A 24,800-nucleotide genomic window follows, 5' to 3' on the forward strand; every position below is an offset into this window, starting at 1 on the left:
GGCGCGCACGGCCGCATCGGGCGAGCTCACCCCGATCTCTGGGAGAATCGACGGTGATGTCCACAACCACCACGCTTCCCGCAGGCCCGCTCGCGATCGGCGGCATCGAGCTCGACGTGCCCGTCGTGCTCGCGCCCATGGCCGGCATCACGAACACGGCGTTCCGCAGGCTCTGCCGCGAGTTCGGCGCGGGCCTCTACGTCTCCGAGATGATCACCTCGCGAGCGCTCGTCGAGCGCACGCCCGAGTCGATGCGGCTCATCACGCACCACGAGTCGGAGACCCCGCGGTCGATCCAGCTCTACGGCGTCGACCCCAAGACGGTCGCCGAGGCGGTCACCATGCTCGTCGCCGAAGACCGGGCCGATCACATCGACCTCAACTTCGGATGCCCCGTGCCGAAGGTCACCCGCAAGGGCGGCGGCTCCGCCCTCCCGTGGAAGACCGGGCTCTTCCGCGACATCGTCGAGGGAGCCGTGACGGCCGCGGGCGACATCCCGCTGACGGTGAAGATGCGCAAGGGCATCGACGCCGACCACCTCACCTACCTCGAGGCCGGCCGCATCGCCGAGGGCGCCGGCGTCTCGGCGGTCGCGCTGCACGCGCGCACCGCGGCCGAGTTCTACTCGGGCCAGGCCGACTGGTCGGCCATCAGCAAGCTGAAAGAGACCGTGACGAGCGTCCCGGTGCTCGGCAACGGCGACATCTGGTCGGCCGCCGACGCGCTGCGCATGGTCGACGAGACCGGGTGCGACGGCGTCGTCGTCGGTCGCGGATGCCTCGGGCGCCCCTGGCTCTTCGGCGACCTCGCCGCGGGGTTCCGCGGTGAGCTCGACGGCGGCGACGGCGCCCTGTTCCAGCCGTCGCTCGGGCAGGTCGCGCAGACGTTCCGACGGCACGCCGAGCTCCTGACCGAGTTCTTCGACAGCGAGGAGCGCGGGTGCCGGGACATCCGCAAGCACGTCGCCTGGTACTTCAAGGGCTACCCGGTCGGCGGCGACCTGCGGGCGCGCCTCGCCACCGTCGAATCGCTCGCGATGCTCGACGACCTGCTCGGCACGCTCGACTGGTCGATGCCCTACCCGGGCGAGGGCGCCGAGGGGCCGCGCGGTCGCGCCGGCACGCCGAAGAACCCGACCCTTCCCGAAGGCTGGCTCGACTCGCAAGAACTCGCGGGCCATGAGGCCGTGACCCTCGTCGACGCCGAGCTCGACACGAGCGGCGGGTAGCCCGGTGGCGGATCGACTCTTCGGCGGCTACGAGGCCGCCGACACCGAACGGCTGCTGCCCGAAGAGCACTCCTCGCGGCGCAGCGACTTCGCCCGCGACCGCGCGCGGCTGCTGCACTCGAGCGCGCTGCGTCGCCTCGCGGCGAAGACGCAGGTGCTGAGCCCGACCTCGGGCCTCGACTTCGCACGCAACCGGCTGACGCATTCGCTCGAGGTCGCCCAGATCGGCCGCGAGCTCGCCGCGAACCTCGCGCTCGACCCTGACGTCGTCGACACGGCCTGCCTCGCCCACGATCTCGGCCACCCGCCGTTCGGCCACAACGGCGAGAAGGCGCTCAACGACTGGGCCGCCGACATCGGCGGCTTCGAGGGCAACGCGCAGACCCTGCGCCTGCTCACCCGACTCGAGCCCAAGGTCTTCGGCGACGACGGCCGCAGCTACGGACTCAACCTGACGCGAGCGAGCCTCGACGCGAGCTGCAAGTACCCGTGGCCCGAGGCGACCGGCGTGGCCGACCCTTCCGGGCGGCAGAAGTTCGGCTTCTACCACGACGACGTCGCGGTGTTCGAGTGGCTGCGCGCGGGCGCGCCCGAGCGGCGGCTCTGCATCGAGGCACAGGTGATGGACCTCTCCGACGACATCGCGTACTCGGTGCACGACTTCGAGGACGCGATCGTCGGCGGCTACATCGACGTCGCGGCCCTCGGCGACCGCGTCGACCACGACGAGCTCGTCTCCTCGATGCACGAGTGGGTGGGCGGCGCGATCTCGCACGACGAGCTCATCGCGGCGTTCGACCGCCTCGACTCGCTCGACGGGTGGCTCGACGAGTGGACGGGCAGCCGTCGCGACCAGGCCCGACTGAAGAACCTCACGAGCCAGCTCATCGGGCGCTTCGCGCACGCGGCCACCGAGGCCACCCGTTCGGCGTTCCCGCTCGCGAGCCTCATCCGCTTCGACGCCGACGTCGTCGTGCCGCGCGAGATCCAGGCCGAGATCGCGGTGCTGAAGGGCATCGTCGCGGCATTCGTGATGTCGCGCAACACGCGCCAGCCGATCTACCTCCAGCAGCGACAGGTGCTCGCCTCGCTCGCCGACGCGCTGCACGTGAGCGGCGACGAGCACCTCGACGCGGGCTTCGCCGAAGACTGGTCGGCCGCGGCCGACGACGCCGCGCGCAAACGGGTCGTCGTCGATCAGGTCGCGAGCCTCACCGACCAGTCGGCGCTCAGCTGGTACGAGCGGCTCGTGCAGCGCTGAGCGGCGCGGGCGGCTCGGTCGCGCACCGGCACGAGCCGCCCGGCACCGCCCAGTCAACCGTCGACCGAGATTAGGATGTGAGCATGGCGGGCCGAATTCGACAGAGCGATGTCGACGAGGTGAAGGCCCGCACGAACATCGCCGACATCATCGGCGACCACGTCAGCCTGAAGTCGGCCGGCGTCGGCTCGCTGAAGGGGCTCTGCCCGTTCCACGACGAGCGCAGCCCGAGCTTCAACGTGCGCCCCGGGGTCGGCTACTACCACTGCTTCGGCTGCGGCGAGTCGGGCGACGTCTACACCTTCCTGCAGCGCATGGACCACGTCTCGTTCACCGAGGCGGTCGAGCGGCTCGCCGGGCGCATCGGCTACGAACTGCACTATGAAGACGGCGGGCAGGCGCCCGACCACGGCAACCGCGCGCGGCTGCTCGCGGCGAACCAGGCCGCGGCCGACTTCTTCGTCGAGAAGCTCGGTGCTCCCGAGGCCGAGATCGGCCGCCGGTTCCTCGGCGAGCGCGGCTTCGACGCCGAAGCCGCCCGCCGGTTCGGCGTCGGCTTCGCGCCCAAGAGCTGGGACGCCCTGACGAACCACCTGAAGTCGAAGGGCTTCTCCACCGAAGAGCTGAGTGCGGCCGGCCTCGTCTCCCAGGGCGATCGCGGGGTGTACGACCGGTTCCGCGGCCGCCTGGTCTGGCCCATCAGGGACGTCACGGGCCAGACGGTCGGCTTCGGCGCGCGTCGCCTGCTCGACGACGACAAGGGCCCCAAGTACCTGAACACCCCCGAGACGGCGGTCTACCACAAGTCGCAGGTGCTCTACGGGCTCGACCTCGCCAAGCGCGACATCTCGAAGACGCACCGCGTCGTCGTCGTCGAGGGGTACACCGACGTCATGGCCTGCCACCTCGCCGGGGTCACCACCGCGATCGCCACCTGCGGCACCGCCTTCGGCGTCGACCACATCAAGGTGCTGCGGCGCGTGCTCGGCGACGACTCGGGCGTCGGCGAGGTCGTCTTCACCTTCGACGGCGACGCCGCGGGCCAGCAGGCCGCGATGCGCGCCTTCGCCGAGGAGCAGCGCTTCGCCGCGCAGACCTTCGTCGCCGTCGCCCCCGACGGACTCGACCCCTGCGACCTGCGGCTCGCCCGCGGCGACGGCGCGGTGCGCACCCTCGTCGAGTCGCGCACCCCCATGTTCGACTTCGTGATCCGGCACACGCTGAGCCGCTACGACCTCGAGACCGTCGAGGGACGGGTCGGTGCGCTCCGGGCGGCGGCGCCGATCGTCGCCGAGATCCGCGACGCCTCGCTGCGGCCCGGCTACACGCGCGAGCTCGCGCGCATGCTCGGCATGGAGCTCGCCGAGGTCACGCGCGCGGTGCGCGGCGCCGGCGGAGGTGGGCGCGGTCGCGGGCCGGCCGCGCCGCAGAGCACGCGGGCGGAGGCATCCGCACCGCTCGACGCGAACGTGGGCGAGTCGACCGAGCGCCCCTTCTCGATCGCGACGCTGCCGAACGACCCCTCGACGAGGCTCGAGCGCGACGCGCTCCAGGCGATGCTCCAGTACCCCGAACGGGTCGGCGACGAGCTGCTCCGGCACGCGGTCGACTCGCGATTCGGGGATGCGACGCTCGCCGTCGTGCGCGACGGCGTCGCCGCGGTGCTCGGGTCGACCGACCCGGGGCTCCGCGTCGATCGCGTCGTCGCCGAGGTCCCAGCCCCGTTCGCGGGCGTGGTGCAGCAGCTCGCCGTGCTGCCGGTGCCGCAGCGCAACGACGCCGAGCTCGAGGCCTGGGTGCGCGGGGTGGTGAGCTCGCTCATCGACCGCGAGCTGCTGCGCCAGAAGTCCGAGCTGCTCGGGCGGCTGCAGCGGCTGTCGCCGGGCGACCAGGCCACATTCTCGGCGCTGCAACGCGCCCTCGTCGAGCTCGAGCAGGAGCGCCGGGCACTGCGCGCCGACTGACGGAATCCGTCGCGGTGCGACGCCGCGCGACGATCCGTTGCGCGCAAGGTTGCAGATCGGTAAACATTCCGACGTTCGAGGGCACCTCCCTGCATCGTTCCGGATCGTTGTGCTACCTCTGAGTGATACGAGAACGCGCCGTGGTAGCCGCGGCGCGCTTCAGTCCTGACAGGAAGAGGTAGACGGATATGACATCCGCAACCAAGAACGGCCGCCGCGCCCTCATCGCGGTGGCCGGATTCTCGGCGGCCGCACTCGTGCTCGCCGGCTGCTCGGCCGGCGGCGGCGACGGCGACGACGCTTCGGGCGGCTCGATCACGGTCGGCACGACCGACAAGGTCACGACGCTCGACCCGGCCGGTTCGTACGACAACGGTTCGCTCGCCGTGCAGACGCAGGTCTTCCCGTACCTGCTGAACACCGACTACAACAGCACCGACGTCGTGCCCGACCTCGCCGAGACGGCCGAGTTCACCGCGCCGACCGAGTACACCGTCACGCTGCCCGCCGGTCTCAAGTGGGCGAACGGCAACGACCTCACCTCGTCCGACGTGAAGTTCTCGTTCGACCGTCAGCTGAAGATCGCCGACCCGAACGGCGCGTCGAGCCTGCTCTACAACCTCGAGAGCGTCGACGCCCCCGACGACACCACCGTCGTGTTCCACCTCAAGGCCGAGAACGACCAGGTCTTCCCGCTCATCCTCACGAGCTTCCCGGGTGCCATCGTCGACGACGAGGTGTTCTCGGCCGACGCCCTCACCTCCGACGACGACATCGTCGAGGCGAAGGCGTTCGGCGGCCCGTACCAGATCGCGAGCTACGACTTCAACAACCTGATCTCGTTCAAGAAGAACCCCGAGTACAAGGGCCTGCTCGCCGACGCGGCGACCGACACGGTCAACCTCAAGTACTACGCCGAGTCGTCGAACATGAAGCTCGACGTCCAGGAGGGCAACATCGACGTCGCGTACCGCAGCCTGTCTGCGACCGACATCGAAGACCTCAAGGGCAACGACGAGGTGAACGTCGTCGACGGCCCGGGCGGCGAGATCCGCTACATCGTCTTCAACTTCGACACGCAGCCCTACGGCGCGAAGACCCCCGAGGCCGACCCGGCCAAGGCGCTCGCCGTCCGTCAGGCCGTCGCCGACCTCATCGACCGCGAGGAGCTCGGCGAGCAGGTCTACAAGGGCACCTACACGCCGCTGTACTCGTACATCCCCGCCGGCCTCGCCGGTGCGGTCGAGCCCCTGAAGGAGCTCTACGGCGACGGCGCCGGCGCCCCCGACGCCGCGAAGGCGAAGGAGGCCCTCGAGGCCGCCGGCGTCACCACCCCGGTCGAGCTGAACCTCCAGTACTCGAACGACCACTACGGCCCCTCGTCGGCCGATGAGTACGCGCTCATCAAGGACCAGCTCGAGGCCGACGGCCTGTTCACGGTGAACCTGCAGACCACCGAGTGGGTGCAGTACTCCGAGGACCGCGTCGCCGACGTGTACCCGGCCTACCAGCTCGGCTGGTTCCCCGACTACTCGGACGCCGACAACTACCTCACGCCGTTCTTCCTCAAGGAGAACTTCCTGAGCAACCACTACGACAACCCCGAGGTCAACGACCTCATCCTCGAGCAGGCCGTGACGACCGACGTCGACGCGCGCACCGCGCTCATCGAGGAGATCCAGGAGAAGGTGGCGGCCGACCTGTCGACCGTCCCCTACCTCCAGGGCGCCCAGGTCGCAGTGACCGGCACCGACATCGACGGTGCGGTCCTCGACGGTTCGTTCAAGTTCCGCTTCGCCTCGCTCACCAAGGGCTGAGCGACATGAGCGACTAGAGTCGCTTGCAGACCGGAACGGGTGGCCCGCTCTTCGTGAGCGGGCCACCCGCATTCGAGCCACACCCCTGATTGGCGAACATTGACCTCAACGACGACGGCCGCCACCGGCGCTGGTCCCACCCCGAAGCGATCCACGAGATCCTCGGGCGGCAGCCTCGGCCGCTACATCCTCATCCGCGCACTCCTCATCATCCCCACGGTGTTCATCCTGGTGAGCGTGGTGTTCCTCCTCATGCGCACCACCGGTGATCCGATCACCGCGGCGCTCGGCGGCCAGCTGCCGCCCGACCAGCTCGCGGAGCGCATCCACGAGGCGGGCTTCGACCGCCCGCTCATCGTCCAGTACCTCGAGTACATGGGCGGCGTCTTCACCGGCGACTTCGGCATGACCATCAGCGACAACCGGCCCGTCACCGAGGTGCTCGTCACCTACGGCAGCGCAACGGCCGAGCTCGCGTTCTACTCGCTGCTCGTCGCCTTCGCGGTCGGCATCCCCTTCGGCCTCATCGCGGCCTACTACCGCGACAAGGGCCAGGACGCCCTCCTCCGCGTCTTCGCGATCCTCTGCTACGCGACGCCCGTTTTCTTCGCAGGCCTCCTGCTGAAGCTCGTGTTCGCCGTCTGGCTGAAGTGGCTGCCGGTCGCCGGTCGCGCCTCGACCGGGGCGACGATCGAGATGGAGTTCCTCCCGAACAAGACGGGCTTCTACACGATCGACGCCATCATGACGGGCGACCCCGCGGTGCTCGGCGACGTGCTCGCGCACGCCGTGCTGCCCTCGATCGCGCTCGGACTGCTCACCGCGGGCGTGTTCCTCCGCCTCGTGCGCACCAACGTCATCGGCACGCTCGGCACCGACTACGTCGACGCGGCCCGCTCGCGCGGCGTCGCCGAGTCGCGACTGCTGCGCAAGCACGCCTACCGTCCGGCCCTCATCCCGATCATCACGGTCATCGGCCTGCAGATCGCGCTCCTCCTCGGCGGCGCGGTGCTCACCGAGACCACGTTCGAGTGGAAGGGGCTCGGCTTCCAACTGGTCGAGTACATCCAGGCGCGAGACTTCGTCGCCGTGCAGGGCATCGTCGCCCTGCTCGCCGTCATCGTGGCGCTCACGAACTTCATCGTCGACATCATCGCGGCGCTCATCGACCCGAGGGTGAGGTACTGACATGTCGACCACGCAATCGACCCCCATCGCAGCGCCCGTGCCGAAGCGCCGGCTCCGCGACCGCATCCCCGTCGTGCACCAGCTCCGGCAGAGCGTGGGCCTCCAGCGCGGCATGCTCGTCACGGGCCTCGTCGTCACCGCGCTCTTCATCCTGACCGCGATCTTCGCGCCGCTGCTCGCGCCGTACGGATTCGCGCAGCTGCGCGACGCCGACGGACCGTTCGGCAGCCAGCAGCCGCCCTCGGCCGAGCACGTGTTCGGCACCACCGTCGGCGGCTACGACGTGCTCTCGCGCGTCATCTGGGGCGCCCAGACGGCGATCCTCGTCATCATCATCGCGGTGACCCTGTCGCTCGTCGTCGGCGTGCTGCTCGGTCTCGTGTCGGGCTACTTCGGCGGCTGGCTCGACCGGCTGCTCGTCGTCGTCTGCGACGCGATCTACGCGTTCCCGTCGCTCCTGCTCGCGATCGTCATGGCGATCGCCATCTCGGGCGGGCAGTCGAACCTGTGGGGCGGCGTGTTCGCCGCGGCGCTGTCGATCACGGTGGTGTTCATCCCGCAGTACTTCCGCGTGATCCGCGCCGAGACCGTGCGCATCAAGGCCGAGGCCTTCGTCGAGTCGGCGAAGGTGCTGGGCGCCTCGAACAGCCGCATCATGTTCCGTCACGTGCTGCGCAACGCGACCCGCACACTGCCGCTGATCTTCACGCTGAACTCGTCGGAGGCGATCCTCACCCTCGCGGGCCTCGGCTTCCTCGGCTTCGGCATCGAGCCGACCGCGGCGGCCGAGTGGGGCTACGACCTCAACAAGGCGCTCTCCGACGTCACGAGCGGCATCTGGTGGACCGCGCTCTACCCGGGTCTTGCGATCGTGCTCGTGGTGCTCGGCATCACGCTCGTCGGCGAGAGCCTCAACGACCTCGCCGACCCGCGCCTGCGCGGGCGGCGGCGGGTCGCGCAGTCGGCCGGCGTCGTCGCCGAGACCTCGGTCGTGCCCGGCGGCACGCTGACGGCGGGGCCGGGCGGCCTCTCCGGACTGGAAGACGAAGCCACATTCGACGAACACGGGATCGAGGTCAAGCCGTGAGCACGGTGGTCAGCATCGAAGGGCTCGGCGTCTCGTTCGCGACCGACGCCGGCGCGGTGAAGGCGGTCGACGGCGTTTCGCTGTCGGTGGAGCGCGGCGAGGTGCTCGCCATCGTCGGCGAGTCGGGCAGCGGCAAGACCGTGACCGCCAAGACGATCCTCGGGCTCCTGCCCGAGACGGCGACGGCGAGCGGGGCGGTGATCCTGTCGAACAAGGCCGGCACGGCCGAGCACGACGTGGTCTCGGTGCCGAAGCGCACGCTGCGCGCCATCCGGGGCACCGACGTCGCGATGGTCTTCCAGGAGCCCTCGACGGCGCTCAACCCGGTCTACACGGTCGGATGGCAGATCATCGAGGGGCTCCAGGCGCACTCCGACCTCTCGAAGAAGGAGGCCCGCGCGAAGGCGATCGACGTGCTTCGACGCGTCGGCATCCCCGAGCCCGAGGTGCGCATCGACCACTATCCGCACGAGTTCTCGGGCGGGCAGAAGCAGCGCATCGTGATCGCGATGGCGCTCGTGCTCGACCCCGGGCTCATCGTCGCCGACGAGCCCACGACGGCGCTCGACGTGACGGTGCAGGCCGAGATCCTCGACCTGCTGCGCCGCTGCCGCGACGAGTTCGGCATGGGCATCGTGCTCATCACCCACAACATGGGGGTCGTCGCCGACCTCGCCGACCGCGTCGCCGTCATGTACCAGGGCAAGGTCGTCGAGGAGGCGGACGCGAAGCAGCTCTTCTCGGCTCCGCAGGCCGACTACACGAAGGCGCTGCTCGCCGCGGTGCCGTTCGTCGGCACCGGCTCGGCCAAGGCCGAGGCGCGCGCCGCGGCACGACCCGAGGGGTGGGCCGAGCAGGCGCCCGTCGTCGCCGCGCAGGGGCTCGAGATCGTCTATCCGGGCCGCTTCGGCCGTCCCGGCTTCCGCGCGGTCGACGGCGTCGACCTCGCGATCCGGCCCGGCGAGGTGCTGGGGCTCGTCGGAGAGTCGGGCTCGGGCAAGACGACGATCGGGCGCGCGATCGCCGGACTCACCAGGGTCACGGGCGGCTCGCTCCGCGTGCTCGGGCATGAGATGAACGGGTTCTCCGAACGCGAGTTCCGGCCGCTGCGAAGCCGGATCGGCTTCGTCTTCCAGGACCCGGCGTCGAGCTTCAACCCGCTGCTGACGATCGCCGAGTGCGTCGCCGAGCCGCTCATCATCCACGGCCGGGCCGGCGACGCCGCAGCGGCGCGCCCTCGCGTCGACGAGCTCCTCGAGGCGGTGCAGCTGCCGAAGGCGTACGGCGACCGCTACCCGCACGAGCTCTCGGGCGGCCAGCGTCAGCGCGCGAGCCTCGCGCGTTCGCTCGCCCTCGAGCCCGAGCTGCTCATCGCCGACGAGCCGACGAGCGCGCTCGACGTCTCGGTGCAGGCCCGCGTGCTCGAGCTCTTCGCCGAGCTGCAGCGCGAGTTCGGCTTCGCGTCGCTGTTCATCAGCCACGACCTCGCCGTCGTCGACCTGCTCGCAGACCGCATCGCGGTGCTGTACCACGGGCGGCTCGTCGAGGAGGGCACGGGTGCCGAGGTGCTCGGTGCGCCGAGCGACCCGTACACGCAGCGCCTGCTCGCCTCCCTGCCCGTGCCCGACCCGGTCGTGCAGGCCGAACGCCGAGAGGAACTCCGCCGACTCCGGGAGGCGGACTGATGCGCGGCACGGCACACGGGTACCCGATCGTCCTGAGCGACCTGTCGCTCGAGTATCCGCCGCGCGGTGCCAGTCCCGCGCACGTCGCCGTGCACGGCCTGTCGCTCCAGGTCGCGCCGGGCGAGGTGCTCGGGGTGCTCGGCAGCGCGGGCAGCGGCAAGTCGACGCTCGCGAAGGTGCTCTCGGGCGTCGCCTTCGAGACGCGGGGCAACGAGGCGCGCCCGGTGATCACGGGCGGTCAGGCGACCGTGCTCGGGCAGCCCCTGCGGGGGCTTCCGAAGCGCAAGGTGGCCGAGTACCGCTTCCACGTCGGCTACCTGCCCCAGGACGCCGCGTCGACGCTGCCGCCCGACCACAGCGTCGCCGAGATCATCGGCGAGCCCATCCTCGAGCGCGATCGCCGCTACAACGCGAGGGCGCTCGCGACCCGGGTGGCCACCATGCTCGACGGGGTGCGTCTGCCGCTCGGCATGCTCGAGAAGTACCCGTACGAGCTCAGCGGCGGGCAGCGTCAACGCGTCGCCCTCGCACGCGCGCTCGTCCTCGGACCATCGGTGCTCATCGCCGACGAGCCGACGGCCGGCATCGACCTGACGGTGCGCGACGCGGTCGCGCAGCTCATCGCCGAGCTCGGCGAGCGGCACGCGTTCTCGGCGGTGCTGATCAGCCACGACCTGCCGGTGCTGCGCAGCATCGCCGACCGCATCGCGGTGCTCGATCGGGGTGAGCTCGCCGCGATCGGCACGATCGACGAGGTCTTCCACGACCCGCATCACCCCTACGTCCAGGCCCTCGCGGGGGCGCTCGACGGCGGGCACGCGGTGATCGACGACCTGGCCGAGCCCCTGGCATGACGGATGCCTCGGCCGCGCGCGGCACGTCGGGCGCCCGCGGCACGATCGCGGTCGTGCCCGATGCCGAGCCGGGGCTGGTCGCCGCGGTCGAGCGCGCCGGGGGAGTCGTCGCCCCGCTCGGCGGGCGCACGCGCGGCATCGTGTGGAGCGGTTCATCGGGCGGCACCGCCCTCGTCGAGGCGCTCCGGCGCGCACCCGGGGTCGAGTGGGTGCAGCTGCCCTGGGCCGGCATCGATCCGTTCGCCGAGGTGCTGCCGTCCTTCCGCGGTGACGGGCGGGTCTGGACGAGCGGCAAGGGCGTCTACGCCGTACCGGTCGCCGAGCACGCGCTGACGCTGACGCTGGCGCTGCTCCGTCGGCTCCCGCGACGGGTGCGCGCGGGCGAGTGGCGCCGCGATCACGCGAGCCGCAGCCTGCACGGGGCCGAGGTCGTCATCGTCGGCGCGGGCGGCATCGCGACGGAGCTGCTCCGGCTGCTGGCGCCGTTCGGTGCCCGCGTCTCGGTCGTGCGCCGGAGCGGCGGCGACGTCGAGGGCGCCGCGCAGACGGTGACGCTCGACCGTCTGGGGGAGGTCGCGACGGGTGCCGACGCGCTCATCGTCGCGGCCGCGCTCACCAGCGAGACCCATGGCGCGGTCGACGCGGAGGTGCTCGCCGCGCTCGCGCCGGGCGCCGTCGTCGTGAACGTGGGGCGCGGCCCGATCGTCGACACGGTGGCACTCGTCGCCGCGCTCGACTCGGGGCACCTCGGCGGTGTGGGGCTCGACGTCACCGATCCCGAGCCGCTTCCGGCGGGCCATCCGCTGTGGAGCTCGACCGATTGCGTGATCACGCCGCATGTCGCCGACGCGATGGCGACCACTCCCGCGCTGCTCGCGGCACGGGTCGAGCACAACGTGCGCGCCTTCCTCGGCGAGGCCGAATTCGTCGGCTGCATCGACCTCGACGCGGGGTACTGAGCCTCGACTCGAGGGCGCTCAGAAGCGAGGCCGCCTCGAATTGGGAGTCGGGGCATCCCTTTGCTAGAGTATCGATGCGCGCAAGCGATCCTCCATAGCTCAATTGGCAGAGCAATCGGCTGTTAACCGATAGGTTCTTGGTTCGAGTCCAAGTGGGGGAGCGAACAAGCCCCGCATCTCTCCGAGATGCGGGGCTTCTGCGTTCGTGCCGGGGTGCGGTTCAGGCCCAGAAGGGCCGGAGCCGAGCCGCAAGGGCGACGCCCTGCTCGTACCCGGCGCGAGCGGCTGCCGGGCGCAGCGACAGGTCCATCGCATCGGCGCCGAACAGGTGCTCGGCATCCCGACCGGGGAAGATCGTCTCGACCAGGCTGCCGCGGGCGCGGAGCTCGTCCAGTTGGGTCGAGAGGTGCGTGCCCCACTCGATCGGGGTCAGCGATCGGCCGCCGAAGGGCGAGAGCACGAGCACGCGGTCGTGCCCGGCGGCGAGGTCCGCGTTCTCGGCGTTCGATCTGAACCCGCCGTCGAGATAGCGGTGCTCGCCGATCGCGTAGGCGAAGCCGCTCGAGCAGCTGGCGGCGACCGCGTCGACGAGTTCGACGCCGCTGCGCCGGTCGAACGCGACCGGCTCGCCGGTGTCGGCGTCGATCGCGGTGAGGAGCACCGCGCGTTCCGGCCAGCCTGGCTCGGGCAGACGCGCGGCGACGGTGGCGCGCCATTGCGACTGGCGGGCGGGGCCGTTCGAGCCCGGGAGCTCGAGCGCAGCCGCGCCCACTCGGCGGCGCAGTTCGGCGGCGTCGCGCGAGGCGTCGATGAGGCGGTGCATCCGATCGAGGTGGTCGTGCACGGCCGTGCGGGCGTGGGACCGATCACCGCTGGTGGCCTGCGGACGGGGGCGTGCCGGCAGCGGCGCGAGCGCGGCGTCGTACAGTTCGCCCGGCCGCGCGCCGGCCAGTTGCGCCGCCGCGGTCGCTCCGGCCGAGGTGCCGATGGTCAGCTCGGCGTCGGTCACGTCGAGCCCGCCGGCGTCGAGGCCGGCGACGACGCCGATCAGCCAGGCGTTGCCGGTCGATCCGCCGCCGCCGAGCACCAGGGCTCGGCGCAGGGCCGGCGAGGGAGATGCGGAGAGGGAGTTCGAGTTCATTGGAGTCGCCTTTCGCGATGCGTAGAGGGCGCTCCGGGTGGCGACTAGCCCAGTCGCGCGATCGTGGACGGCGGGGGAGCACCCACTGCGGATACTGCGTTCATGGGTCTCACCTCCTGTCGACGGGTCACGATCGACCCGACCGTAGCACAGGAGTGCGCTCGGCCGTCGTGCGCTGGCCGCTGGGACCGGCGACGCCTGCGTCGACGACGCCGTCGGCGTCGGCGTCGGCGTCGATCGACACCCTACGAGGCCCCGCTCCAGGGCGCGGGGACGATGATCCAGGCGACCTCGGCGCCGTCGTCGCCCGCCTCCCAGCTGTGCGGCTCGCGACCGGGGAAGGTGAGCGAGTCGCCGGCTGCGAGCTGCACGGCACGGTCGACGAAGCGAGCCGTCACCGATCCCTCGAGGACGTGGAGCACCTCGACGTCGCTCGAGATCGTGTAGAGCTCGGCGCCGCCGGACGCACCCGGCGCCATCGAGGAGCGGATCACCTGCACCCGCGACTCGCTGCGCGGCGAGACGAGCCGCTCGACGACGCCGGTGCCGCCGAAGTTCACCCGGGGTGCGTCGTGCAGCGAGACGTGCTGGATCTCGGGTTCGGCGAAGAGCGATCCCATCGTGAGCGACAGCACCTGGCAGAGCTGCACGAGGGTGGCCACGCTCGGCGAGGTCTCGTCGCGCTCGAGGCGGCTGAGGAACCCCTTGGTGAGCCCGCTCGCCTCGGCGACCTGGGCGAGGGTGAGCCCCTGTGCCGTGCGCGCGTTGCGGATGCGGGCGCCGATCGCGAGCGGCGAGTCGCTCGGGACGGGCGGAACGGGTCGGGGCACCTGCGCCTCCTCGGTACGGACGGCTCGTTGCCGTTGACAGCCCGCCGTGGGCGCCGTAGCATGGCCGCAAAGTTTCACCAAGGATACCAAAGGTTTACGAATATGCAACACAATGAGTCGGCCGTCACCACAGGGTCCGGCGCAGCCGCCGCGAGGCCCGAGCCCATCGGTCCCGTCGACGCGAGCCGGGTTCCGCGCTTCGCCGGCATCGCCACCTTCGCCCGTCTGCCGCGCCTCGACGAGGTCGCGCACGCCGACATCGCCGTCGTCGGGGTGCCCTTCGACAGCGGTGTGAGCTACCGTCCCGGCGCCCGCTTCGGCCCGTCGCACGTGCGCGAGGCCTCCCGCCTGCTGCGCCCCTTCAACCCCGCCCAGGGCGTGCTGCCCTTCGCCGTCCAGCAGGTCGCCGACGCCGGCGACATCGCGGTCAACCCGTTCGACATCGACGAGGCCGTCGCCGACGTCGAGGCCGGCGCCCGCGCGCTCGACGAGCGCGCCGACCGGCTCGTCGTCATCGGCGGCGACCACACGATCGCCCTGCCCCTGTTGCGCGCCGTCACCGCGAAGCACGGTCCGGTCGCGGTGCTGCACTTCGACGCGCACCTCGACACGTGGGACACCTACTTCGGCGCTCCCATCACCCACGGCACCCCCTTCCGTCGCGCCTCGGAGGAGGGCCTCATCGACCTCACGGCGAGTATGCACGTCGGCACCCGCGGCCCGCTCTACGGCGTCGAGGACCTCACCGACGACGCGCGTCTCGGCTTCGCGATCGTGACCAGCGAGGACATCGAGGAGCAGGGGGTCGAGGCGGCGATCGAGCGCATCCGCGCCCGCATCGGCGACAAGCCCCTCTACATCTCGATCGACATCGACGTGCTCGACCCGGCCCACGCGCCGGGAACGGGCACTCCCGAGGCCGGCGGGCTCACGAGCCGCGAGCTCCTCCGCATCATCCGCTCGCTCGCCGACAAGCGCATCGTCGGCGCCGACGTCGTCGAGGTCGCCCCGGCTTACGACCACGCGCAGTTGACGGCGGTCGCGGCATCCCACGTCGCCTACGAGCTCATCAGCGCGATGGCGCCGCGCGGCTGACCCGAGGCACCGCTGTCCGCCCGTCCCGCCCTGACTCCGATCGAAGGAGATCGACATGACCCGTGAACCCGCCCACGACGAGGTGCTCGCCGCCGCCGACGCCATCGTCGACGCGTTCGCCGCGACCGACGGCCCGCGCTACTTCGCCGGCTTCGCCCCCGACGCGAGCTTCATGTTCCACACCGAGCCGGCCCGGCTCGACGACCGAGCCGCCTACGAGGCCCTCTGGGCCGAGTGGACGGCGGGCGGCTGGCACGTGCTCTCGTGCGAGTCGACGAACCGGCTCGTGCAGGCGTACCCGGGCGGCGCCGTGTTCTCGCACGACGTCGCCACCCGCGTCGACACCGGCGACGGGGAGGACGCGTACCGCGAGCGGGAGACGATCGTCTTCCGGGTCGACGGCGACGCGATCCTCGCCGTGCACGAGCACCTCTCGCCCCTGCCCGGCGCTGAGGCACCCACCGCCTGACGACCCACCCCGACCTCCACCCCCGAGGAGAAGCAATGTCGCTCTACACCCGTCTCGACCGCCGCCTCGCCGAACAGGCCGACAACTCCGGGCCCGTGCGCGGCACGCTGTCGACGCCGCGCATCGGCATGATCTGGCTGGCGGCGAACCTCGTCGTCACCACGCTGCTCACCGGCACCCTCTTCATCCCCGCCGTCGACTTCGGCGTCGCGATCACGATGATCGTGCTCGGCACGCTCGGCGGCGCCGTCGTGCTCACGCTCGTCGGCAACATCGGCACCCGCACCGGCCTGCCGACGATGGCCCTCACCCGCGGCGCCTTCGGAACTCGCGGCGGCTACCTGCCGATGGCGGCCAACGTCATCATCCTCATGGGCTGGAGCTGGGTGCAGGCGATGCTCGCCGGCGTCACCGTGAACTACCTCGTCGAGGGCCTCACGGGCTTCTCGAGCCCGATCCTCTTCTCGGTGCTCTGCCAGACGATCGTGGTGATCCTCGCGATCTTCGGCCACGAGGGCATCGCACGCGTCGAGCCGTGGCTCGCCGTGCTCATGCTCGCGATCATCGCGTGGATCTTCGTGATCGCGTTCTCGAGCTTCGGGCCGAGCTCCTACCAGGCGATCCCGGTCGACCTGTCGATCGGGTACACGCCCGCGATCGTGCTCGACAGCGTCATCGCGACCGCCGTGTCGTGGACGGTGCTGTCGGCCGACTTCAACCGGCTCGCGGTCTCCAGCCGGGCCGGCATCCTCGGGTCCGGCATCGGCTACACGCTCTCGACGGTCATCGCGATGACGCTCGGTGCCACGGCGATCGGCTACGTCATCCTCTCGGGCGGCGAGGCCGCCGCGTTCGATCCGGGCGTGCTGGTCGCGGCATTCGGCGCGCCGATCGCGATCGTGATCTTCGTCTCGGTCATGGCGACGAACTCGATGGTCGTCTACGGCATGACCACGTCGATCGTGAACGCGAGCGCGGGCCGCGCGAAGCTGCGCTTCCTGCCGACCGCGCTCGTCGTCGGCGTGATCTCGATCCTCGGCTCGACCTGGCTCGCGCTGCTCGACCAGTTCACGACGTTCCTGACCGTGATCGGCGCCTTCTTCGTGCCCGTGTTCGCGATCATGATCGTCGACTACTACCTGATCAAGCGCTCGTCGTACACCCGCGACCTGCTCGAGCCCCGCGGCGGCCGGTACTGGTACCTCGCGGGCGTCAACTGGATCGCGGTTGGCGCCTGGGCGATCGGCGCGGTCGCGTCGTACCTCATGGTCTACGTGTGGCCGAGCCCCGTCGGCGCGACCATCCCCGCGTTCGTCATCACCTTCGTGCTCTACCTGATCGCCATGCTGCCCGAGCGGGCCCGCCACGTGCGCGAGCCGAGCGTGCACCTCGCCGGGATCGAGGCGAACGACGGCGCGGATGCCGCGGCGCATGCGTGAGCTCAGCCGGCCCGTCATGGGCGGGATGCGGGTCTACCCGGGCGATCCCGACGTGCGCGTCGAGTCGGCGCTCGAGCTCGCGGCCGACGGCGTCGACGTGGCCCTGCTGCACCTCGGCTCGCACACCGGCACCCATCTCGACGCACCGTCGCACACGGTGGCGGGCGGGCGGACGACCGGCCGCATCGCGCTCGACGAGCTCGTGGGGGAGGCGCTCGTCGTGCACCTCACCGGGCTCGCCCCGCGCGCCCGCTACGGACTCGCCGAGATCGAGGCGGCGCTCGGGGCTCCGCTCGCCGCGCGGATCGAGCCGATCGTGATCGTCGACACCGGCTGGGCGCGGCACTTCGACACCGACACGGCGCTCGATCACCCCGCACTCGACGCGGCCGCGGCGGCCGAGCTGGTGCGACGCGGCATGCACGTGCTCGGCGTCGACACCCTGAGCCCCGACCTCACGGGCGGGGACGGCGGGTTCCCGGTGCACGACGCGGTGCTCGGCGCCGACCACCTCATCGTCGAGAACCTCAGCGGGCTCGACGGGCTGCCGGTGCGGGTGCGGGTGGGGTTCTTCCCCCTGCGGGTCGATCTCGACGGCGCGCCCGTGCGAGCCGTCGCCTTCGACGTCGACCTCGGAGAGTAGCCCGCGCGTCGTTCATTGCGCGAGGTGCAACCTTGCGTCGCATTATGATCACTTAGCCGCCCGAACTGATACTCTCAGGCGAGAGATGTTCAGTTGGAGGGAGTGCAGGTGACGCATCCCATCGAGGCGCACGATTGGCCCGCGCACGACGTCGAGCGGCTTCCCTGGCGGCAGACGGTGCGCGGCGGCAGCCGCGACGACCGCACGCTCGACCACGTCGACGCGAGCGTCCCGCCGATGATCGCCGAACTCGATCTCCAGGCCCCGCCCAGCCTCGCGGCGGCGTGCGAGCGCGCCGTCGTCGAGATCGCCCGCGCCGAGCATGCGACCGGCGGGCTCGCCGCGCTCGGCCGGTTCCTGATGCGCACCGACTCGGTCGCCTCGAGCCGCATCGAGTACGAGGATGCCAGCGCGGAGGACTTCGCGCGCGCCCTCGCCGGCAGTCGCTCGAACAGCTCGGCGCAGAGCATGGTCGCCGCGACACGGGCGCTGGCCGGTCTCGTCGACGACGCGGGCGCGCGCCGCGAGATCACGTGCGACGCGATCCTCGAGGCGCACCGCCGGCTGCTCGGCGAAGACCCCCTCGACGGTCGCTACGCCGGGCGCTGGCGCACGATGCAGAACTGGATCGGCGGCAGCGACCACGCGCCGCGCGCGGCGCTCCACGTGCCGCCCGCCCCGGGCCGGGTCGAGGCGCTCATGGACGACCTGGTCGTCTACCTCAACCGCGACGACGTGCCCATCGTCGTACAGGCCGCCGTCGGGCACGCGCAGTTCGAGTCGATCCACCCGTTCACCGACGGCAACGGGCGGATCGGCCGCGCCATCATCAACGCGGTGCTCCGGCGCCGCGGCGTCACCGGCACGAGCGTGGTGCCCGTGGCGAGCGCGCTGCTCGCGCAGCGCGAGCGCTACTTCGCCTTCATCGACGACTACCGGGCGGGGCGGGTCGCGGCGTTCGTCGCCGACCTCGCCGAGGGGCTGCGGCTCGCGGCCGAGGAGTCACGGGTCTCGGCCGAGCGGCTCATCGAGCTCCCGCATGCGTGGGCGGAGGCCGTTCCGTTCCGAGCCGACTCCGCGGGCGCGAAGCTCATCGCGGCGATGCTCGATCACCCGGTCTTCTCGATCGACGAGATCGGCCGCGTCACCGGGTCGGGCCCGGCCAACCTCGCCCCGGCGGTGGCCCGGCTCGAGGAGGCCGGCGTGATCCGCGAGATCACGGGCCGCAAGCGCGACCGCGCCTGGCTCGTGACCGACGTCTCCGGCGAGCTCGACGACCTCGAGCTGCGCATCGCCGGCCGCATGGCCGCCGACGCCGCGACGACCGGGGAGCGCGATGCCTGAGCAGCCCGACGAGGTCCTTCCCGAGAACACCGAGAAGCCCGAGAACGCGGACGGCGCGGAGAACCCCGGCGAGCCCGCGCCCGAGGCGGTCGCGGCCGCCCGTCGCGCCGCCCGTCGCGCCGCTCGTCGCGACGGCTTCGCCGTCGGCCTCGCGACCGCGGTGTACGGCATCTCCTTCGGCGCGCTCGCGGTCGCCTCGGGCCTCGACGTCTGGCAGACCTGCTTCCTCAGCCTTGTGATGTTCACCGGCGGCTCGCAGTTCGCGCTGGTCGGCGTGCTGGCCTCGGGCGGTGTCGCCGCCGGCGGTTCGGCGATCGCCACGGCGGCGATGCTCGGCATCCGCAACGTCATCTACGGCATGCGCATGAAGCCCCTCGTCGCCGCTCCCGACCCCGACGGCCGCCCGGCGAGCATCGGGCGCCGCGTCGCGGCCGCCTGGCTCACGATCGACGAGTCGACCGCCGTCGCGCTGGCGCAGTCCGACGACCGTGCGGCACGCACCGGCTTCTGGGTCACGGGGGTCGTCATCTTCGTCGGCTGGAACGTCACGACGCTCGCCGGCGCGCTCATCGGCGACGCGATCGGCGACACCCGCGCCTGGGGCCTCGACGCCGCGGCCGCGGCCGCGTTCCTCGGACTCCTCTGGCCGCGCCTCAAGCAGTTCCAGGCGGGCGCCGTCGCCGTCGGCGCCGCCGTCGTCGCGACGCTCACGACCCCGGTGCTGATGCCCGGCATGCCGGTGCTCGTCGCCGCGGTCGTCGCCGTCGCGGTGGGGTGGTTCGACCTGTTCTCCCGGAGGCGCGCGGCATGACGACGTGGCACATCATCCTCGTCGCGTCGGCCGCGACGCTCGCCCTCAAGCTGGCGGGTCACCTCGTGCCCGCGGGCTTCCTCGAGCGCGAGCGGCCGGCGCGCATCGCCGACCTGCTGACGGTGGCGCTCCTCGCAGCGCTCATCGCGGTGCAGACCCTCGGCGCCGGCCAGGACATCGTCGTCGACGCTCGCGTCCCCGCGGTGATCGTCGCGGCGGCGCTCTACGCGCTCCGCGTGCCCTTCGTCATCGTCGTGATCGTCGCGGCGGCCGTCGCCGCCGGCATCCGGGCGTTCACCTGACCGGATGCCACGTGCGCACCGCCGCACGTGCGTGCGACGGGTCGCGCGCGGCATCCGCCGGCGAGGTCAGCCCTCGAGGTCGTCGACGCCGGGCATCCACTGCTGGCCCGGGCGCCCCCAACCGAGCTTGCGGCTGATCTTCGCGACGATCTTCTGGTCGCGCTCACCGAGCCGGTCGGTGTAGAGGGTGCCGTCGAGGTGGTCGAACTCGTGCTGGAAGATGCGGGCGAGCCATCCGTGCGCCTCGATCTCGAAGGGCTTGCCGTCGAGGTCGGTGGCGCGGAGGATCGCGTGCTCGGCGCGGCGCAGCCCGAAGCGCTCGCCCGGGAACGAGAGGCAGCCCTCCGACTCCTCGTCGAGGTCGGGCTCGCCTGCGGGCGGGGGAGTGATCCACAGTTCGGGGTTGATGGCGACCCCGCGCCACTTCGTGCCCTCCTCGTCGACCCAGCCGTAGGTGAAGAGGCGCAGGCCGACGCCGACCTGCGGAGCGGCGAGCCCGACCCCGGGCGCCTTGTCCATCGTCTCGAACAGGTCGTCGACGAGCGTGCGGAGCTCGTCGTCGATGGTCTCGACGGGGCGGGCGGGGGAGTGCAGCACCGGATCACCGGAGATTCGAATGGGGAGCACGGCCATTCGGCAAGGATATCTGGCGGTGAACGGGTAGGGTCGTTGCGTGGATCCCGACCTGACCGAAATCGTCGAGCAGATCCCGCTCGACCCGCAGACCTTCATCGGCATCCCGCTCGCGCTCATCGGCGCGGTCTTCCTCTCGCTCGGCGCGCAGTTCCAGCACCGCGGCGTGGTCAAGGTCGAGTCGAACACCGTCGACACCCTCGGCAAGGGGCTCAACCTCAAGCAGCTCGCGCTGCTCCTCGCCCGTCCGTCGTGGGTCATCGGCACGCTCATGCTCGGTCTCGCGATCGTGTTCCAGCTTTCGAGCCTCTACTTCGCGCCGCTGATCGTGGTGCAGCCGCTCGGCGCGATCGCGCTCGTCGTCACCTCGATCGTGAACTCGCGCGTCAACCACGTGAAGCTGAACCGCAAGTCGATCATCGCGATCATCATGTGCGTCGGCGGCGTGTTCCTCTTCGTCGGCGTCGCCGCGTTCACCGCCGTCGACAAGCCCGTCACCGACCGTCAGCTGATCATCATCCTCATCATCCTGGCGGTCGTCCTGGCGATCGCCGGCATCACCTTCGTGCTCTTCCGCGCGAAGATCCGGGCGATCTACTACGTGATCATGGCGGGCATCGTCTACGGCTTCGTCGCGACCCTCGCGAAGGTCGTGCTCGGCAAGATCGAGCAGGGCGAGTTCGGGTGGCTCACCGTGCTCTGCATCGGCGGCCTGCTCTCGGCGACCGCCATCGGCGCGTACTTCGTGCAGAACGCCTACGCCTCGGGCCCGCCCGACCTCGTCATCGCCGGCCTCACCGTCGTCGACCCGCTCGTCGCGGTCGTCATCGGCATCGCAGTGCTGGGCGAGGCATCCCAAGCGCCGCTCTGGGCCATCATCATCTACATCGTGTCGGGCGCGATCGCCGTGTGGGGCGTCTTCCAGCTCGCGAAGAACCATCCGCAGACGCGGCTCTGAGCACCGCTCGCGGCGAGCTTCCGACATGCGCGCACGGCACCCGCTCGGCTGCGCTGCGTAGACTAAGGTCGGATTCAGTCCGCCGCGCCCATCGCGCGCGCCGCGCACTCGACGGGACCGACCGTCCCGCCCCCAGAACTGTGAGGAACCACGACCCGTGTCTGACACCCCCGGTGCGAGTACGCCCGCCGGCGCCGAGCCCGATCGCCCCCTCAAGATCCTGATCGGCGCCGACACCTTCGCCCCCGACGTCAACGGGGCAGCCCGGTTCGCCGAGCGCCTCGCCGCAGGCCTCGTCGAGCGCGGCCACGACGTGCACGTCATGGCCCCGGCCGCGAGCCGCAAGCACGGCACCTGGAAGGAGGTGCACGAGGGCCAGGAGCTCACCGCGCACCGCCTGCTGAGCTGGCGCTGGTACCCGCACGACTGGCTGCGCTTCGCACTGCCGTGGCGCATCAAGCAGAACAGCGCCCGCGTGCTCGACCAGGTCAAGCCCGACGTCGTGCACTTCCAGTCGCACTTCGTCGTCGGTCGCGGTCTCTCGATCGAGGCGCAGAAGCGCGGCATCCGCATCATCGGCACCAACCACGTCATGCCCGAGAACATGCTCGAGTTCTCGCTCGTGCCGAAGGCCTGGCAGGAATGGGCCGTCGGGCTCGCGTGGAAGGCCGCCGGTCGCACCCTCGGTCGCGCCGAGGCCGTCACCACGCCGACCCGTCGCGCCGCGCAGTTCCTCGAACGCCACACCGACCTCGAGAACGTGCATGCGATCTCCTGCGGCATCGACGCGCACAAGTACTCGCCCGACTGGGAGCCCCGCACCGAGAACCGCATCCTGTTCGTCGGCCGCGTGACCGGCGAGAAGCAGATCGACGTGCTGCTGCGCGCCCTGACGCTGCTGCCCGCCTCGCTCGACGCGAAGGTCGAGATCGTCGGCGGCGGCGACCAGAAGCGCAACCTCGAGCACCTCGCGGTCGAGCTGGGCATCGCCGACCGGGTGACCTTCACCGGCTACGTCACCGACGAAGAGCTGCGCGAGGCGTACCACCGGGCATCCGTGCTCGCCATGCCCTCGATCGCCGAACTGCAGTCGATCGTGACGATGGAGGCCATGGCCTCGGCGCTGCCCGTCGTCGCCGCGAACGCGATGGCGCTGCCCCACCTCGTGCACGACGGCGAGAACGGCTACCTCTTCGAACCGTCGAACCCCGACGACCTCGCCGCGAAGCTCCGCACCGTGCTCGAGGCCTCGCCCGAGGAGTACCGGCGCCTGAAAGAGGAGTCGATCCGGCTCATCGCCGCGCACGACATCCAGCGCACGCTCTCGACGTTCGAGAGCCTGTATCGTGGGAGGCCGGTGACCGACCCGGTCACCGATGTCGCACCGGCAGCGCTCCCCGAGTGACGCGGCGCGCGGGGCGGTAGCTCAGCCGGTCAGAGCAGTGGACTCATAATCCATCGGTCACGGGTTCAAGTCCCGTCCGCCCTACGAACCTCGCTTCATCCGGGTATCTGACGGCGAACGAAGCCGCCGACGCCCGAATCCGCAGGATGCCTCGGCCATACTGTCAGCGTGGAGTACCTGTCCAGAGTGCCCGGCCCACCGCTCGACGGGCTGATCGACGACCTCTACTATCTGGAGGGCGTCCCGCCGTACTCCCGGCTGATGCTGCCGGCGGCGCCCGCGCCGCTGCTCATCGTCAACCTCGGGCCGCTGTTCCTCGTCCGAGCGGGCAACGACGTCGGTGCCGTGGAGTACGCCGACGGCTGCGCGGTCGCCACGCCCACCCGCGCGTGGGAGTTCGGTTACCCGACGCCGACTCGATCCGTGGGCGTCCACTTCAAGCCGTGGGGGCTGGCACCGTTCATCCCGATGCCCGCGGCCGAGTTGTGCGACCGACCTGTGACGCTCGAGCAGATCTGGGGCCGGCCCGCTGTCGCCGGTTTGCGCGACCGACTGAGCGCAGCGGACGCACCGCACGACATGCTGGTGCTGCTCGAGGAGGAACTGGTGCGACGGCTGCGCCCGATCAACGGCCTCGACCTCGTCAGCCGGATGAGCGGCGCCATCGCGGAGACCGGCGGAGCGGTGCCGATCGGCGACCTCGACGTGGCCTCGCGCCCCAGCAGCACGTACGTGGCGATGCGGTTCAAGGAGATCGTCGGCGTGACGCCGAAGCGGCTGGCGCGCAGCTACCGGTTCACCGCCACCGTGCTCGCGATCGACGTGGCGGCGCCGATCGACTGGTCAGACGTCGCCGCTCGCGCAGGCTACTTCGACCAGGCCCATTTCGTCCACGAGTTCCGGGAGTTCACCGGGCTCACGCCCACCCGGTACGTGGAGGTCCGGCAGCGCTTCCTTCGCGAACATCCCGACCATGCGCTCGAGGGCTGGCCGCTGCCGGCCGAGTGATTTCTTACAAGCGCGACCACGCCCGATGCGCGAGACTCGGGAACCGGCAGAGGAGGAACCCATGGGCAACGTGGTCATGAATGCGTCGGTCTCGCTGGACGGCTTCATCGCTGGTGAGAACGACGATCCCGGTCCACTGTTCGAATGGTTGGTGAGCGGCGACGTGCCGTTGGACGACAGCGGCGTGCTCAACGTGTCGCAAGCGTCCTACGATCACATCCGTCCGTACTGGGATGAGATCGGGGTGACGATCGCCGGCCGCCACGTCTTCGACCTCACAGACGGCTGGGACGGGCAGCCTCCGAGCGGGATCGATCACGTCGTCGTCGTGACGCACCGGCCCGCGCCCGACGGCTGGGATGCCAGTACGCCGTTCCACTTCGTCGAGGGCATCGAGGCGGCCATGGCAACCGCGAAGGAGCTCGCGGGCGACCGTATCGTCGAGGTCGCTGCGGGCGACGTCGGCGGCCAGATGCTCGCCGCCGGTTTCGTCGACGAGGTACGCCTGGACGTGGCGCCGGTCGTGCTCGGGGCCGGCAAGCGCTATTTCGGATCAGTCGACACGCAGCATCTGCTGGAGGGGCCGGACATCGTCGTCCAGGGCAACCGGGTACTTCACCTGCGCTATCGCGTGCGTCGTCGAACGACCTGAGCCGAGCACGCAGCGGACTCGGGATC

At 71.1% G+C, this 24,800-nt stretch carries 23 protein-coding genes and 2 tRNA genes; 22 read left to right on the forward strand and 3 right to left on the reverse strand.

Annotation, left to right across the window (positions count from 1 at the left end; genetic code table 11):
* Positions 1 to 56: 56 nt before the first annotated feature.
* From dusB to ACFVTH_RS14510, 10 genes are all read left to right on the forward strand, one after another.
* Positions 57 to 1,229 (forward strand): tRNA dihydrouridine synthase DusB, encoded by a 1,173-nt coding sequence (gene dusB, locus ACFVTH_RS14465; protein ID WP_387092259.1) that lies wholly within the window; start codon positions 57 to 59, stop codon positions 1,227 to 1,229.
* 4 nt (positions 1,230 to 1,233) lie between these two features.
* A complete protein-coding gene (locus ACFVTH_RS14470) occupies positions 1,234 to 2,490 on the forward strand; it encodes a deoxyguanosinetriphosphate triphosphohydrolase (RefSeq protein WP_387092262.1) in 1,257 nt (418 codons plus the stop codon).
* Positions 2,491 to 2,573: 83 nt separating this feature from the next.
* Positions 2,574 to 4,454 (forward strand): DNA primase, encoded by a 1,881-nt coding sequence (gene dnaG / locus ACFVTH_RS14475; RefSeq protein ID WP_387092265.1) that lies wholly within the window; start codon positions 2,574 to 2,576, stop codon positions 4,452 to 4,454.
* Between the two features lie 188 nt (positions 4,455 to 4,642).
* Positions 4,643 to 6,271, forward strand: coding sequence for an ABC transporter substrate-binding protein (locus ACFVTH_RS14480; protein WP_387092267.1), 1,629 nt, complete (start codon positions 4,643 to 4,645; stop codon positions 6,269 to 6,271).
* Positions 6,272 to 6,370: 99 nt separating this feature from the next.
* Positions 6,371 to 7,459, forward strand: a complete 1,089-nt coding sequence (locus ACFVTH_RS14485; RefSeq protein WP_387092270.1) for an ABC transporter permease — start codon at positions 6,371 to 6,373, stop codon at positions 7,457 to 7,459.
* 1 nt (position 7,460) lies between these two features.
* Positions 7,461 to 8,546 (forward strand): ABC transporter permease, encoded by a 1,086-nt coding sequence (locus ACFVTH_RS14490; protein ID WP_387092273.1) that lies wholly within the window; start codon positions 7,461 to 7,463, stop codon positions 8,544 to 8,546.
* Positions 8,543 to 10,231, forward strand: coding sequence for an ABC transporter ATP-binding protein (locus ACFVTH_RS14495; protein ID WP_387092276.1), 1,689 nt, complete (start codon positions 8,543 to 8,545; stop codon positions 10,229 to 10,231). The genes ACFVTH_RS14490 and ACFVTH_RS14495 overlap by 4 nt, the downstream gene beginning before the upstream one ends.
* A complete protein-coding gene (locus ACFVTH_RS14500) occupies positions 10,231 to 11,085 on the forward strand; it encodes an ABC transporter ATP-binding protein (RefSeq protein ID WP_387092279.1) in 855 nt (284 codons plus the stop codon). Before ACFVTH_RS14495 ends, ACFVTH_RS14500 begins: the two co-directional genes overlap by 1 nt.
* On the forward strand, positions 11,082 to 12,044 hold the full coding sequence (locus ACFVTH_RS14505) for an NAD(P)-dependent oxidoreductase (protein WP_387092282.1): 963 nt from the start codon (positions 11,082 to 11,084) through the stop codon (positions 12,042 to 12,044). The genes ACFVTH_RS14500 and ACFVTH_RS14505 overlap by 4 nt, the downstream gene beginning before the upstream one ends.
* A gap of 88 nt (positions 12,045 to 12,132) precedes the next feature.
* A tRNA-Asn gene (locus ACFVTH_RS14510) sits at positions 12,133 to 12,205 on the forward strand.
* A 59-nt stretch (positions 12,206 to 12,264) separates the two neighbouring features.
* Here ACFVTH_RS14510 and ACFVTH_RS14515 read toward each other — a convergent pair.
* Together ACFVTH_RS14515 and ACFVTH_RS14520 are read right to left on the reverse strand one after the other, a co-directional pair.
* Positions 12,265 to 13,185 (reverse strand): patatin-like phospholipase family protein, encoded by a 921-nt coding sequence (locus tag ACFVTH_RS14515; RefSeq protein ID WP_387092285.1) that lies wholly within the window; start codon positions 13,183 to 13,185, stop codon positions 12,265 to 12,267.
* Between the two features lie 245 nt (positions 13,186 to 13,430).
* Positions 13,431 to 14,015 carry a helix-turn-helix domain-containing protein gene (locus ACFVTH_RS14520; protein ID WP_387092288.1) on the reverse strand — a complete coding sequence of 195 codons (585 nt, stop codon included), beginning with the start codon at positions 14,013 to 14,015 and terminating at the stop codon, positions 13,431 to 13,433.
* A 102-nt stretch (positions 14,016 to 14,117) separates the two neighbouring features.
* Between ACFVTH_RS14520 and speB the strand changes: the two genes are divergently transcribed.
* The 7 genes from speB (at position 14,118) to ACFVTH_RS14555 (ending at position 20,118) form a co-directional block, all read left to right on the forward strand.
* On the forward strand, positions 14,118 to 15,110 hold the full coding sequence (speB, locus tag ACFVTH_RS14525) for an agmatinase (RefSeq protein WP_387092291.1): 993 nt from the start codon (positions 14,118 to 14,120) through the stop codon (positions 15,108 to 15,110).
* A 55-nt stretch (positions 15,111 to 15,165) separates the two neighbouring features.
* Positions 15,166 to 15,579 (forward strand): YybH family protein, encoded by a 414-nt coding sequence (locus ACFVTH_RS14530; protein WP_387092294.1) that lies wholly within the window; start codon positions 15,166 to 15,168, stop codon positions 15,577 to 15,579.
* Between the two features lie 35 nt (positions 15,580 to 15,614).
* On the forward strand, positions 15,615 to 17,018 hold the full coding sequence (locus ACFVTH_RS14535) for a purine-cytosine permease family protein (RefSeq protein ID WP_387092297.1): 1,404 nt from the start codon (positions 15,615 to 15,617) through the stop codon (positions 17,016 to 17,018).
* Positions 17,011 to 17,661 carry a cyclase family protein gene (locus ACFVTH_RS14540; protein ID WP_387092300.1) on the forward strand — a complete coding sequence of 217 codons (651 nt, stop codon included), beginning with the start codon at positions 17,011 to 17,013 and terminating at the stop codon, positions 17,659 to 17,661. Before ACFVTH_RS14535 ends, ACFVTH_RS14540 begins: the two co-directional genes overlap by 8 nt.
* Before the next feature lie 108 nt (positions 17,662 to 17,769).
* Complete coding sequence (locus ACFVTH_RS14545; RefSeq protein ID WP_387092303.1) at positions 17,770 to 19,005, forward strand: Fic family protein; 1,236 nt, start codon at positions 17,770 to 17,772, stop codon at positions 19,003 to 19,005.
* A complete protein-coding gene (locus ACFVTH_RS14550) occupies positions 18,998 to 19,816 on the forward strand; it encodes an AzlC family ABC transporter permease (protein WP_387092306.1) in 819 nt (272 codons plus the stop codon). The genes ACFVTH_RS14545 and ACFVTH_RS14550 overlap by 8 nt, the downstream gene beginning before the upstream one ends.
* Positions 19,813 to 20,118 carry an AzlD domain-containing protein gene (locus ACFVTH_RS14555; RefSeq protein WP_387092309.1) on the forward strand — a complete coding sequence of 102 codons (306 nt, stop codon included), beginning with the start codon at positions 19,813 to 19,815 and terminating at the stop codon, positions 20,116 to 20,118. The genes ACFVTH_RS14550 and ACFVTH_RS14555 overlap by 4 nt, the downstream gene beginning before the upstream one ends.
* A 66-nt stretch (positions 20,119 to 20,184) precedes the next feature.
* Here the strand turns inward: ACFVTH_RS14555 and def are convergent, their stop codons facing one another.
* Positions 20,185 to 20,751, reverse strand: coding sequence for a peptide deformylase (def, locus tag ACFVTH_RS14560; protein ID WP_387092312.1), 567 nt, complete (start codon positions 20,749 to 20,751; stop codon positions 20,185 to 20,187).
* A 40-nt stretch (positions 20,752 to 20,791) separates the two neighbouring features.
* On the opposite strand from def, the gene ACFVTH_RS14565 reads away from it, so the two are divergent.
* From ACFVTH_RS14565 to ACFVTH_RS14585, 5 genes are all read left to right on the forward strand, one after another.
* Positions 20,792 to 21,709 carry a DMT family transporter gene (locus ACFVTH_RS14565; RefSeq protein WP_387092315.1) on the forward strand — a complete coding sequence of 306 codons (918 nt, stop codon included), beginning with the start codon at positions 20,792 to 20,794 and terminating at the stop codon, positions 21,707 to 21,709.
* A gap of 157 nt (positions 21,710 to 21,866) precedes the next feature.
* Entirely contained in the window at positions 21,867 to 23,114 is a 1,248-nt protein-coding gene (locus ACFVTH_RS14570; protein ID WP_387092318.1) for a glycosyltransferase, read from the forward strand.
* A gap of 10 nt (positions 23,115 to 23,124) precedes the next feature.
* Positions 23,125 to 23,198 (forward strand) — tRNA-Ile (locus ACFVTH_RS14575).
* 84 nt (positions 23,199 to 23,282) lie between these two features.
* A complete protein-coding gene (locus ACFVTH_RS14580; protein ID WP_387092321.1) occupies positions 23,283 to 24,122 on the forward strand; it encodes a helix-turn-helix domain-containing protein in 840 nt (279 codons plus the stop codon).
* 61 nt (positions 24,123 to 24,183) lie between these two features.
* The gene (locus ACFVTH_RS14585) at positions 24,184 to 24,774 is read left to right on the forward strand and encodes a dihydrofolate reductase family protein (protein WP_387092324.1); all 591 of its coding nucleotides are present in this window, start codon (positions 24,184 to 24,186) and stop codon (positions 24,772 to 24,774) included.
* Positions 24,775 to 24,800: the final 26 nt, after the last annotated feature.

It is taken from the genome of Agromyces sp. NPDC058104, assembly GCF_042884835.1.
Classification (GTDB): Bacteria; Actinomycetota; Actinomycetes; order Actinomycetales; family Microbacteriaceae; genus Agromyces.